11 protein-coding genes are annotated in these 11,959 nt (G+C 71.5%); 9 read left to right on the forward strand and 2 right to left on the reverse strand.

Features of this window, described 5'->3' with window-relative positions:
* The first annotated feature begins 1 nt into the window (after position 1).
* From ACZ6Z4_RS01125 to ACZ6Z4_RS01150, 6 genes are all read left to right on the forward strand, one after another.
* Positions 2-1,171: a DNA polymerase III subunit delta' gene (locus ACZ6Z4_RS01125; RefSeq protein ID WP_465556856.1), complete on the forward strand. Its 1,170-nt coding sequence runs from the start codon at positions 2-4 to the stop codon at positions 1,169-1,171.
* 130 nt (positions 1,172-1,301) lie between these two features.
* On the forward strand, positions 1,302-1,961 hold the full coding sequence (locus ACZ6Z4_RS01130) for a DUF4190 domain-containing protein (protein WP_465556858.1): 660 nt from the start codon (positions 1,302-1,304) through the stop codon (positions 1,959-1,961).
* Between the two features lie 17 nt (positions 1,962-1,978).
* Positions 1,979-2,857, forward strand: coding sequence for a DUF4190 domain-containing protein (locus ACZ6Z4_RS01135; RefSeq protein ID WP_465556860.1), 879 nt, complete (start codon positions 1,979-1,981; stop codon positions 2,855-2,857).
* A 111-nt stretch (positions 2,858-2,968) separates the two neighbouring features.
* A complete protein-coding gene (locus ACZ6Z4_RS01140) occupies positions 2,969-4,633 on the forward strand; it encodes an alpha-keto acid decarboxylase family protein (RefSeq protein WP_465556862.1) in 1,665 nt (554 codons plus the stop codon).
* 211 nt (positions 4,634-4,844) lie between these two features.
* Positions 4,845-5,954, forward strand: coding sequence for a PSP1 domain-containing protein (locus ACZ6Z4_RS01145; RefSeq protein ID WP_465560560.1), 1,110 nt, complete (start codon positions 4,845-4,847; stop codon positions 5,952-5,954).
* A 14-nt stretch (positions 5,955-5,968) separates the two neighbouring features.
* Positions 5,969-7,483 (forward strand): alpha/beta hydrolase, encoded by a 1,515-nt coding sequence (locus tag ACZ6Z4_RS01150; protein WP_465556864.1) that lies wholly within the window; start codon positions 5,969-5,971, stop codon positions 7,481-7,483.
* Between the two features lie 66 nt (positions 7,484-7,549).
* On the opposite strand, the gene ACZ6Z4_RS01155 is transcribed toward ACZ6Z4_RS01150, so the two are convergent.
* The gene (locus ACZ6Z4_RS01155; protein ID WP_465556866.1) at positions 7,550-8,170 is read right to left on the reverse strand and encodes a hypothetical protein; all 621 of its coding nucleotides are present in this window, start codon (positions 8,168-8,170) and stop codon (positions 7,550-7,552) included.
* Positions 8,171-8,255: 85 nt separating this feature from the next.
* Between ACZ6Z4_RS01155 and ACZ6Z4_RS01160 the strand changes: the two genes are divergently transcribed.
* Positions 8,256-8,591: a sterol carrier family protein gene (locus tag ACZ6Z4_RS01160; RefSeq protein ID WP_465556868.1), complete on the forward strand. Its 336-nt coding sequence runs from the start codon at positions 8,256-8,258 to the stop codon at positions 8,589-8,591.
* Here the strand turns inward: ACZ6Z4_RS01160 and ACZ6Z4_RS01165 are convergent.
* On the reverse strand, positions 8,588-9,382 hold the full coding sequence (locus tag ACZ6Z4_RS01165; protein WP_465556870.1) for a hypothetical protein: 795 nt from the start codon (positions 9,380-9,382) through the stop codon (positions 8,588-8,590). The two genes, ACZ6Z4_RS01160 and ACZ6Z4_RS01165, sit on opposite strands and share 4 nt — an antisense overlap.
* Positions 9,383-9,541: 159 nt before the next feature.
* Between ACZ6Z4_RS01165 and ACZ6Z4_RS01170 the strand changes: the two genes are divergently transcribed.
* Both ACZ6Z4_RS01170 and ACZ6Z4_RS01175 read left to right on the forward strand, forming a co-directional pair.
* Positions 9,542-10,831, forward strand: coding sequence for an MFS transporter (locus ACZ6Z4_RS01170; RefSeq protein WP_465556872.1), 1,290 nt, complete (start codon positions 9,542-9,544; stop codon positions 10,829-10,831).
* A gap of 131 nt (positions 10,832-10,962) precedes the next feature.
* Positions 10,963-11,943 (forward strand): hypothetical protein, encoded by a 981-nt coding sequence (locus tag ACZ6Z4_RS01175; protein ID WP_465556874.1) that lies wholly within the window; start codon positions 10,963-10,965, stop codon positions 11,941-11,943.
* Positions 11,944-11,959 lie beyond the last annotated feature (16 nt).

Genomic DNA, 11,959 nt, shown 5'->3' on the forward strand with positions numbered 1-11,959 from the left:
GATGACGGTGTGGGACGACCTGGTCGGTCAGGAGCCTGCGGTGGACGTGCTGCAGCGCGCGGTCGCGGGAGCTGCGGCACGCCTGCGCGGTGAGAGCGGCTCCGCGACGGCGGGGATGACTCACGCCTGGCTGATCACCGGCCCGCCCGGCTCCGGCCGGTCCAACGCGGGCCGCGCCTTCGCCGCCGCACTCCAGTGCCCGAACGACGGCTGCGGCGAGTGCAACGAGTGCCGTACGGCGCTCAGCGGCGCGCACCCCGACGTCTCGCTGATCCGCACCGAGCTGCTCTCGATCCGCGTCGGAGAGATCCGCGAGCTGATCCGCCGGGCCGCGATGAGCCCGACCCAGGGCCGCTGGCAGGTGATGGTCGTCGAGGACGCCGACCGGCTCACCGAGCAGGCGGCCGACGCGCTGCTGAAGAGCATCGAGGAGCCGGCGCCGCGGACGGTCTGGGTGCTGTGCGCGCCGACCGTCGAGGACGTCGTACCGACGATCCGGTCGCGCTGCCGGCTGCTGGTGCTGCGGACGCCGCCGGTCGCGGCCGTCGCGGAGATGCTGAGCCGCAAGCTCGGGGTGGACGCCGAGCTTGCCGGGTTCGCGGCGCGGGCCGCTCAGGGCCACATCGGGCGGGCCCGGGCGCTGGCGCGGGACGAGTCGGTGCGCGAGCGGCGTACGAAGGTGCTCGAGGTGCCGTTCGCGCTGCGGGACCTCGGGGCCTGCCTGAAGGCCGCCCAGCAGCTGGCCGAGGCCGCCAAGGAGGAGGCCAAGGCGAGCGCCGCGGCCGTCGACGAGAAGGAGCGCGCCGAGCTCGAGCAGGCGCTCGGCGTCGGCACCAAGGGCGCCAAGCCGCGCGAGGCCGCGGCCGCGGTCAAGGATCTCGAGGAGCAGCAGAAGGCCCGGGCGAAGCGCTGGGAACGCGACGTGCTCGACCGCTCACTGGTCGACCTGATGGCGCTCTACCGCGACGTCCTGGTGGTCCAGACCCGGGCCGGCAGCGACCTGATCAACGCCGAGCTGCACAAGTCGATCGTCCAGTTCGCCGACCGGACCACGCCCGAGCAGACGGTCCGCCGGATCGGTGCCCTGGCCGCCTGCCGCGAGGCCATCGAAACGAACGTGGCCCCGCTGCTGGCCTTGGAAGCGATGACCATCAGCCTGTTCGAAGGCTGACTTTCGAGCACCGTGTTCGAGGCGTGAGACACGGGTCTGGGTTGCGGACTCGGTGTAACGAAGGTAGGGGTGCGGGCGATGTGCTGGCTGGCTGGGGAATTCAGCCGTTGGCCCTCGCTAAAGGAACTGGATGACCCAACCGCCTCGGCCTGTCGAGCCTGCGCGGTCGCTGCCGTCGGCTGAGTCGTGGCTGGACGGTGTGCCGACGCCGACGCAACGACGGCTGGACCGCTTCGCCGTCGCGGCGCTGGCCTTCAGCCTGCCCGGGCTGATCCCGGTGGGGGTCCCGCTCGCGATCCTGGCGCTGCGCCGGACCCGCCGGGCCGGGACCCGCGGCCGGCGGCTGGCCCAGGCGGCGCTGGCCATCTCGGGCTGCTGGGTGATCGCGATCGGCGTCGCCGCCGCGCTCGGCCTGTACGGCGAACGCCAGGCCGGAATCGGCCGGTCGGTCCCGATCGCCGAGGTCCGGGTGATGCAGTGCTTCCACGCCGACCTGTCGGCCGAGACGCTGCGGATGGTGACGATCGCCGACTGCGGCGCCTCGCACTCCGGCGAGGCCTACGCGAAGGTGACCGCGGCGATGACCGGCCTGTCGACCGAGCAGAAGGAGACCTCGGCGACCCAGCACTGCGCGACCGCCTTCCAGGAGTTCGTCGGGACGCCGTACGAGCGCTCGGACCTGGACATGTACTACGTGGTGCTGGAAGATCAAGCTGTTGCTGATGGCAACGTGCTGTGCATGGTGGGCGGGGAGCGCCTGGTGGGATCCATGCGGGGCGCGCAGCGCTAGGCCTGGGGGAGAAGACCATGACACAACCGCCGTACCCGCACGACCCGAACCGGCCGCAGGACCGGCCGCGGAGCTTCCCGTCGTACGGTCAGCCCCAGAATCCGCCGCAGCAGCCTGGGCCGGCGCCGTTCGTGCCGCCGTACTCGGCGCCTCAGCCGCCGCACTTCCAGCAGCAGTACCAGCAGTACCCGGCGCCGCAGTACCCGCCGGCGTACGGGCAGCCGCCGGTGCCGTACGGCTACGGCTACCCCGGGCAGGTGCGCCGGACCAACAGCCTGGCCACGGCCGCGCTCGCCACCGGGCTGGGCAGCATCATCTTCACGATCGCCGCGCCGGTCGCGATCGGGCTCGGGATCGCCGCGCTGGTCCAGATCAAGAAGCGCAACGAGGAAGGCACCGCGCAGGCGGTGGTCGGCCTGATCGCGGGCACCGTCGTGACGGTGGCCGCCGCGATCGTGATCGCGCTGATCGCGATCGGCGCCTCGCTGCCCGACGACGAGTACTCCAGCGGCGGGACGCCGGTCAGCTCGACCAGCGCCCCTGGCGTCTACATCGACGCGCTCGTGGTTGGCGAGTGCTTCGACGACACCTCCGACGAGGATGAGGTCACCCGCGCGGCCTGCAGCGTCGACCACGACGGCGAGCTGTACGCCGTGGTGACGCTGCCGGCCCAGGACTGGCCCGGTGACGAGAAGGTCGGCGAGCTCGGCGAGAAGGCCTGCAACGAGAAGTTCCGCGGGTACGTCGGGATCGATGTCTCCGACTCGGAGCTGGACCCGGTCAGCTGGTACCCCGAGCGGGCCGGCTGGAACAGCGGCGACCGGAACATCTACTGCACGGCGTACGGGCCGGACGGGGATCAGCTCGACCGGACCGTGAAGGACAGCAAGCGCTGAGTGACCGCCGGTGGCGAGTCTTCGCCACCGCCTCGACCTTCCGTGGGTAGTTGACGATTCAAGAGCTACTCTTGAATGAGTCAAACGAATGATTCACGGGGAGTGTGGGTTGTGGCGACGACGACGGTGACCGGCTACCTGCTGGACCGGCTGGCCGAGCTCGGGGTGCGGCATCTGTTCGGCGTACCGGGGGACTACAACCTGCAGCTGCTCGACGAGGTCGTCGCGCACCCGGCGATCGAGTGGGTCGGGACGGCGAACGAGCTCGGGGCGGCGTACGCGGCCGACGGGTACGCGCGGATGCGGGGGATCGGCGCGCTGCTCACGACCTCGGGGGTGGGCGAGCTCAGCGCGCTCAACGGGCTGGCCGGGAGCTACGCCGAGCTGCTGCCCGTCGTACACATCACTGGGAGCCCGAAGTCCGCGTTCGAGCGGACCGGGGCTTGGGTGCACCACACGGCCGCGGACGGGGACTACGAGCGGTTCGCTCGGGCGGCGGAGAGTGTGAGCTGCGCGCTGGCGACGCTGACGCCGGAGAACGCCGCCGGTGAGATCGACCGGGTGCTGCTGGCGGCGCTGCGGGAGCGGCGTCCGGTGTATTTGCGGATCCCGGCCGATGTGGCGACTGCTCCGATCGACTCGGCTGAGGGTGCGCTGGTCGTTGCCGAGCCGGAGGTGGACGAGGACGCGCTGCAGGGGTTCCTCCGGCATGCGCAGGTCGTGCTGGGGAGGGCCCGGACGGCGGTCGTGCTCGCCGACCACCTGGTAGACCGGTACGGCGCGCAGCACGAGCTCGACCTGTTGCTTGCCGAGAGCAACCTCCCGTACGCCGACCTGGCGATGGGCAAGGGCCTCGTCGACGAGTCCGACCCGCGGTTCGCGGGCACGTACTTCGGGGCGTTCAGCCGGCCGGGGACCCGGGAAGCCGTCGAGTCGGCGGACGTGCTGATCCAGGCCGGGGTGCGGTTCACCGACACGACGAGCGGGTTCTTCAGCCAGCAGATCGACCCGACGCGGGTGATCGATCTGCAGCCCGAGGCCGCGAAGGTGGGGAGCGCGCTGTACGCCGGCGTACCGCTGAAGGCAGCGCTGGCGGGGCTGGCGAAGTTGTTCGTCGATCTGCCTCCGTTCGTGTTCGAAGCGCCGGTCGCTGCGGACGCGCCAACGCTGTCGACGACGGGCTCCGCTGATGATTTGCTCTCGCAGGACGAGCTGTGGAGCCACCTGACCACGTTCCTGCGCGGCGACCACTTCGTCGTCGCCGACCAGGGAACGGCGTTCTTCGGGATGTCCGGCCAGCCGCTGCCGGCCGGCGCCGGGTTCATCGGCCAGCCGCTCTGGGGCTCGATCGGGTACGCGCTCCCCGCGCTGCTCGGCGCCCAGCTCGCCGACGACCGCCGCCGCGGCATCCTGCTCACCGGCGACGGCGCCGCGCAGATGACCGTCCAGGAGCTCGGCAGCATGGTCCGGTACGGCGTCAGCCCGATCGTCGTCCTGGTCAACAACCAGGGCTACACGATCGAGCGCGCGATCAACGGCCCACGGGCGGCGTACAACGACATCGCGCCCTGGAACTGGCACACGGTCGCCGCCGCGATGACCGCCGACCAGGCGCTGCTCCTCACCGCCCGCACGGCCGCCGAGCTGGACGAAGCGCTGGCCGAGGCGGACGCGGCGCCGGACCGCCTGGTGTTCCTCGAGGTCCACACCGGCATCGACGACATCCCACCGCTGCTCGCCCGCATCGCCGCCGCAGCCGGAGGCCGCGCCGCCTGATCTGAACGGCCCTCAACCGTGAATGCCCGAGGGCATGAGGCCCAGCTCCCCGCCTACTGCGCGGCACTCGGCACGGCACCTCGCTGCACGGGAGCCAAGCTCACGATGCTTCGCATCGCCACGCTCGTCTCCCGTGCACCGAGCTACCGCGCCGAGCACCGCTCGCTACGGCGGGGAACTGGGCCTCATGCCCTACTCTGGCCGCGTGGGCATGGTGATGGCGGTGTCGTTCGAGCGGTACGGACGGCTGTACTACCTGGACCCCGGTCCGCACCGGCCGCGGGTCGGGGAGAAGGTGCTGGTCCCGACCGACGACGGGCCCGAGGTGGCCGAGTGTGTGTGGGCGCCGCAGTACGTGACCGAGGAGATCGGTGGGCTGCCGCTGTGCGAGGGCGTCGCGACCGACGCCGACCTGCAGCGGGACGAGCAGAACCGTGACCGCCGCGCCGACGCCCGGCTGACCGCGAAGCGGCTGATCCGCGAGCACGGGCTGCCGATGAAGGTGGTCGGGATCGACTTCGTCGACCGGCGGCCGGACGTCGACCAGTTGGTGATCGTGTACTTCTCCGCGCCGCACCGCGTCGACTTCCGCGAGCTCGTCCGCGACCTCGCCCGTGGACTAAGGGCAAGGATCGAGCTGCGTCAGGTCGGCGCTCGCGACGAGGCCCGCCTGCAGGGCGGGATCGGGCCGTGCGGCCGCGACCTGTGCTGCGCGACGTTCCTGAAGGACTTCGAGCCGGTCAGCGTCCGGATGGCCAAGGACCAGGACCTGCCGCTCAACCCGCTCAAGATCTCCGGCGCGTGCGGCCGGCTGATGTGCTGCCTGAAGTACGAGCACCCGCTCTACCAGGAGTTCAACGCCAAGGCGCCAAGCGTCGGTACGCCGGTGGAGACGCCCGCCGGCGACGGCGTCGTGGTCGGCCACAACGTCCCGAGCGACACGGTCGTCGTACGGCTCGCTGCCTCCGGTCGTCGCTGCGCGTGCAGCCGGGCGGACGTGTGCTCGCCGCGGCAGCAGTACGAGGCGAGCAGCACGACCACGCCGGACGCGCCCGCTGACCTACCCACCCCGGTACGCCGGGAGCCGGCCGCGGACCAGCCGGCCGCCCGGCGGCGAGCCACCGACGAGCCGGCCGCTCGGCAGCAACCTCCGGCGGCGGAGCCACGCGCGGGCGGCGTACCGGCGCAGGCCGACGGCCAGCCGGCCGCCGAGCCCGCTCGTCGCCGCAAGCCCCGGCGTCGGCGGCGTTTGAGCGACTCGTCGACGGACACCGGGTCCACCAGCGCTGAACCGGACGACAACTCGGGAGACGGCTCGTAGTGAAGACGTGCAGGGTGGTTGCAGGGCTGCTGGTGCTGGCGCTGGTCGGAGGATGCGGGGTCGCGACCCGCGCGCAGGACGCCGACAACGGTGGGACGACGAGCGGGAACCCGACCAACGGGCCGGCCGGGCCGATCCCCGCAGGGCTGGAGAAGTTCTACCAGCAGACGCCGTCCTGGCAGCGCTGCGGCTCCGGCAGCCAGTGCGCGACGATCACCGTCCCGCTCGACTACACCAAACCGGCCGGCGACACCATCGAGCTGCGCGCCCGCAAGATCCCGGCGCGCGACCGGACCGGCAAGATCGGCACCCTGTTCATCAACCCGGGCGGCCCCGGCGCCTCCGGCGTCCAGTTCGCGGCCGCGGCGTCGTTCGTGCTCGGCCCGGCGCTGCTGCGCAAGTTCGACGTGGTCGGCTGGGACCCGCGCGGTGTCGGTGACTCGACACCGGTGCGCTGCCTGGACACCGAGGAGCAGGACAAGTTCATCGCGACCGACGGCAGCCCGGACGACGAGGCCGAGATCACCGAGCTGAACACGGTGTCGAAGGGGTTCGCCGACGCCTGCGAGGAGCGATCCGGCAAGCTGCTGCCGCACGTCTCGACCGAGGACGCGGCCCGCGACATGGACGTGCTGCGCGGGCTGGTCGGCGACGTCGAGCTGAACTACATCGGCTACTCGTACGGGACCTTCCTCGGGGCGACGTACGCCGAGCTGTTCCCGAAGAACGTCGGCCGGCTGGTCCTGGACGGGGCGGTCGACCCGGCCAAGACGGCCGAGGAGAACAACATCGCCCAGGCCAAGGGCTTCGACACCGCGCTCGACGCGTTCGCCGCCGACTGCGCCGGCCGCAACTGCGAGCTCGGTACGACGAAGGCGGAGGTGCTGGCCGCGGTCGACAAGCTGCTCACCGAGACCGACGCCAAGCCGATCCCGACCGGCGGCGACCGCGAGGTGACGCAGGCGCTGGCGGTGCTCGGCGTGATCTACCCGCTGTACTCGCAGGAGGCGTGGCCGCGGCTCGAGGAGGCCGTCGCGGACGGGCTCGAGGGCAAGGGCGCGCGGCTGCTGGCGATCGTCGACGAGAACACCGACCGGACGCCGCGCGGCTACACGACCAACGCCAACGAGGCGATCTACGCGGTGAACTGCCTGGACCGGCAGGACATCAAGTCGGTCGCGGAGGCGAAGACGCTGCAGGCGAAGTACCTGGCCGAGTCGCCGCGGTTCGGGGCGTACCTGCTGTGGGGTTCGCTGGCCTGCGCGAACTGGGCGGTGAAGCCGACCGGCAAACCGCACGCGATCAAGGCGACCGGCGCGAAGCCGATCGTCGTGATCGGGACCACCCGCGACCCGGCGACGCCGTACGCGTGGGCGGTCGGCCTGGCCGGGGAGCTGGACAGCGGCGTGCTGATCACGCGCGACGGCGACGGCCACACGGGGTACAAGGCCGGCAACCAGTGCGTGGACACAGCGGTGGAGAGCTACCTCCTGCAGGGCTCACCGCCTGCGGCGGACCTGAAGTGCTGACCATACGGCGCTGAGCCGGGCGAGCCGCCGGCCCCGCGCTGAGTCGGGAAGGCCCGCCGCCCGCGGCTAGCTCGGGCGGTCGTCGCCGCCTTCCGGCAGCTGCAGGGTCTCGGTCGCACGCTCCAGCACGGCCCGCAGCCCGGCCTCGTCCTGCGGGCGTCCGCCGACGGTGATCTCCATCGCCGACCGCCCGCTGTCACCCGCGGAGATCCAGCGCGACAACCCCATCCGCGGACCACGCGCCTTGTCCGTGTACGTGTAGACGAGCGTCGCGTTCTCGGTGCTCAGCACCTTGTAGTCCGGCTCGTCGATGCTGCCCTGCCGAGCGGAGAGCAACGCCGTCGGCGTCTGCTTGCTGCCACGCGCGTCGAACCGGACCTGCCAGACGCCGGTCGGGTCGACGTACCGGGGCCTCGTGCCGCTCTGGGTGCTCTTCCAGCCCGCGGGAACCTCGGCGCTCACCGGCGACCGCTCGCTGCCGAACGTCTCGGCGACGAACTGCAACGAGTCCGGCCGGAGCCCGTCACCCGCACTCGGCGACGGCGTCGGCGTGGGACTGGTGACGACGGTCTGCGCGGCGTCGTCCCCCGTCGCACTGTTGACTGCCAGCACGGTGCCGAACACGGCGACACCGACGGTCATCCCGGCCAGCGTCGCCAGCAGCGCCTGGTGCCTGGGCGTGAGCATCCGGACCTCCGCATCCCTTTGTCGTCGCCCTCGATTATCGACCACGAAGGGGGCGCGAGTGAAACCGCGGCTACGCTGGCCCGTCGTGGAGCTCGATGCCGCGGTACGCCGCTACCTCGCCGGTGAAGCGGACCGGTCCGACCTGAAACTTCTGGTCAAACAGTTGCTGAAACTCCTGGTGGCCAAGGCCCCCGGCCACGCGGTCGAGGTCCGCGTCCCGCCGTACGGCGCAGTGCAGTGCATCGAGGGCCCCCGCCACACCCGCGGTACTCCGGGCGCCGTCGTAGAGATGCCGCCGGACCTCTGGATCGACCTCGCCCTCGGCCGCATCGAGTGGCCCGAAGCGCGCGACAGCGGCCGCCTCAGAGCCAGCGGGGAGCGCACCGACCTCAGCGCGCTCCTACCGCTGCTCGAGGACTAACGGCCGCCGGTGCCCGTCGACCAGACCGGGGTCTTGCCCGAGTAGATGACCAGGTTGCCGTCGCCCTGCATCTGGAGGATGGAGCCCTTCTTGTTCGTGCGGCTGGACCACAGGGCGGTCTTGCCGACGTAGACGACCAGGTTGCCGTCGGTCTGCATGATGGCGAAGGCGCCCTTCTTGTTGGTCTTGCTGGACCACAGCGGGGTCTTGCCGGCCTTGACCAGGACCAGGTTGCCGTCGGACTGCATCTGCAGGCGGTACATGCCGTTGCGCGAGTAGAGCAGCTGGCCGGTCTTCAGGGTGCGGCCGGGGTTCAGGGTCTCGATGACCGTCCAGCGCGACCAGTAGGCGTGCTTGGCGGTGTCGTACATCACCAGGTTGCCGTCGTCCTGGACCTGCAGGCCGGACGGCTTCTTGCCGTACGTGCTGCTCGTCCACAGCGCCCGGGTGCTCAGGAAGACGACCAGGTTGCCGTCGCGCTGCAGCGAGATCGAGGCGCCCTTGACGTTGGTGCCGCTGGACCACAGGGCGGTCTTGCCCTGGTAGAGGACCGCGTTGCCGTCCTTCTGCATGATGAACAGGTACTTGTTGTTCCACGAGCGGCGGTACTGCCCCGGTCGCAGGATCTCCCCGGGCTTCAGCGTGTACGGCACCCCGCTCTGCACTGCCGCCGGTGCGGTGGCGGTCGTCACGCTCGCGTCCGCGGCGACCGGCGCGAGCAGCGCCGTACCGAGTGCGGCCGCGGCGACGAGGGCGATGGCCCGGGTGCGGACCGTCGTGGTCGAGATCATCTGGTTCTCCGTCGTGTGCTCCGGGCGCCGGGCCGTCCCCGCGCCGTCGTGGTTGACGCCGGACACGGCGGATCGGTTCCGGTCCAGACCGCGTCCAGAGCCGACGGTAGGGCCGTAAAGGGTTCGTCGAGGCGCGCGACCGGGTGCCACTATGTGCCAGTGGCACCTAGTTTCCGCGAGCGCCTGGCCCGCCTGAGAGTCGATCTGACCCCGTGGCGGGCGTCCCGCGACTTCCGGATCCTGGTGATCTCGGGCTCGGTCTTCTTCCTGGGCGGCATGGTCGGGTACGTCGCGCTGCCGTTCCAGCTCTACCAGCTGACCGGCTCGAACTTCGCGGTCGGTGCGATGGGCCTGGTGACGATCGCCCCGCTGGTGATCTTCGGCCTGTACGGCGGCGCGCTGGCCGACCACGTCGACCGACGCAAGATGCTGATCCTGACCGGGATCGCGCAGGTGGTGATCTGCGCCGTCCTGCTCGCGAACACGCTGCTGGCCAGCCCGCAGGTCTGGGTGATCTACGTCGCCGGCGCGCTGAACGCGATCGCGTCGTCGCTGCAGCGCCCGTCGCGCGAGGCGCTGTTCCCGCGCGTCGTCCGGCACGAGGACATGCCGGCCGCGGTCACGCTCAACTCGCTGACCCTCCAGGTCGGCCAGCTCGCCGGGCCCGCGCTCGGCGGCGTACTGGTCGGCACGGCCGGTGTGACCTGGGCGTTCGCGGTGGAGCTGGCCGGGCTCGTGGTGGCGACCGGGCTGTTCGCGATGCTCGGCTCGTACAAGCCGAGCGAGCACAGCACGCCACCGAGCCTGCGCGCGATCGGCGACGGCATCAAGTACGCCGTACGCCGCCGCGACCTGCTCGGGACGTACGCCGTCGACATGGTCGGGATGTTCCTCGCGATGCCGATCGTGCTCTTCCCGGCCTTCGCGACCGAGGTCCTGAAGGAGCCGAAACTGCTCGGTCTCCTCTACAGCGCCGAGGCGGTCGGCGCGATGCTCGCGACGCTGACCAGCGGCTGGGCCCGCCGCGTCCACCACCACGGCCGCGCGGTCGTGCTCGCGACCATCACCTGGGGCGCGTCGGTCGGCATCGCCGGGCTGGCGCCGAACATCTGGTTCGCGATCGCGTTCTTCGCCGTCGCGGGCGGCGCCGACATGATCTCCGGCCTGTTCCGCGCGGTGATCTGGAACCAGACCATCCCCGACGAGATGCGCGGCCGCCTGGCCGGCATCGAGATGCTCTCGTACTCCCTCGGCCCGCTCGGCGGCCAGTCCCGCTCCGGCCTGGTGGCCGACCTGACGTCGGTGCGCACATCGATCGTCAGCGGCGGCCTCCTCTGCGTCGCCGGCGTGATCGGCACCGCCGTGTGGCTGAAGGACTTCTGGCGGTACGACGCCCGCACGGACGAGCACGCTGTTCGCGAACGAGAGTTGCGCGGGGCTGCGAGCTAGCGGGTCAGGCGCGCGGCTCGGGAGGGCGCGGGTTGGCGTCGGCGCGCGCCCGGGCGCGGGAGCAACCGCGAGCCAGCGACCTCGATATCGCCCTGATCGAAAGGGTGGGCTCGGCTAGAGTCGGGGTCACCATGCGTACCCGCCCAGTGACTTCGTTCGCCGCCGTTGTGGGCCTGCTCGTGCTGAGTGCCTGCGGTGGTGGGTCCAACGAGACCGCGCCGGACGTGCCGCCGCTGGTCTCGGTCAGTACGACGCCGACCGAGACACCGAGCGAGACCCCGTCGGAGACGCCGGGCGTGCCGCCCACGGCGAAGGTCGCGGACACGTTGTGCGTGCGGATGGACCAGGCGCTGGTGCAGGCCACGCTGGCTGTGCCGGTGGTGACGATCGAGCCGAAGGCGGTGCCGGCGGAGATCGGGCTGCCGAGCTACGACATCTGTCAGCTCGCGTTGAGCGCGGCCCCGAGCGGTCCGGCGCTTCGGCTGGGGGTGTCGGTGCTGACGGCGACGAAGTCGGACCTGACCGCGGCGCAGGCGGCGTACGCGGCGACCAAGGGCGAACCGGCGCGGCCGATCGCGGTCGGCCAGGGTGGGTTCGGGACGAGCAAGCTCGCGGTGTTCCTGCTCGGGAACCGGCTGTTCAAGGTCGAGGGACCGGCGGCGACGCCGACCAAGTACGTCGTACTGGCGCAGGAGGCGGCTCGGCAGGCGGCCGGGTTGCCGGAGACTGCGCTGCTGATCGCCCGCGAGGAGTGCGAGCGGGGGACGAAGGCGGCCGGGAAGGTGCTGGGGGCCACCGCGATGGCGCGCCGGGACAGCACGACGGCGGCGGGCGACATCGTCTGCGGCTGGATCAACCCGAGCGCCGCCGTCTACGCGACCGCTCGCCGGGTCCCGGACGCGGTGGCCGCGATGGCGTCGGTGCGCAAGGCACCGACCTCGCAGTCGGTGCCGCTCGGGGACGAGGGGTACGTCGACACCGCGACCGGGCGGGGCACCATCCGGGTCGGCACGGACAAGATCGCGGACCTGGTGCCGGTCCCCGGCAACAAGGTGAAGACGGACGACATGGTGGCGTTCGCGCTGGCGATCTCGCCGCTCTACACGCGCTGACGGTGGACCTGAAGCT

This window comes from Kribbella sp. NPDC104740, assembly GCF_055583505.1.

Bases quoted from the DNA above. Each gene is read 5' to 3' on its own strand.
- ACZ6Z4_RS01125 (WP_465556856.1), top strand. From the start codon at position 2: ATGACGGTGTGGGACGACCTGGTCGGTCAGGAGCCTGCGGTGGACGTG.
- ACZ6Z4_RS01130 (WP_465556858.1), top strand. From the start codon at position 1,302: ATGACCCAACCGCCTCGGCCTGTCGAGCCTGCGCGGTCGCTGCCGTCG.
- ACZ6Z4_RS01135 (WP_465556860.1), top strand. From the start codon at position 1,979: ATGACACAACCGCCGTACCCGCACGACCCGAACCGGCCGCAGGACCGG.
- ACZ6Z4_RS01145 (WP_465560560.1), top strand. From the start codon at position 4,845: ATGGTGATGGCGGTGTCGTTCGAGCGGTACGGACGGCTGTACTACCTG.
- ACZ6Z4_RS01155 (WP_465556866.1), bottom strand. From the start codon at position 8,170: ATGCTCACGCCCAGGCACCAGGCGCTGCTGGCGACGCTGGCCGGGATG.
- ACZ6Z4_RS01165 (WP_465556870.1), bottom strand. From the start codon at position 9,382: ATGATCTCGACCACGACGGTCCGCACCCGGGCCATCGCCCTCGTCGCC.
- ACZ6Z4_RS01175 (WP_465556874.1), top strand. From the start codon at position 10,963: ATGCGTACCCGCCCAGTGACTTCGTTCGCCGCCGTTGTGGGCCTGCTC.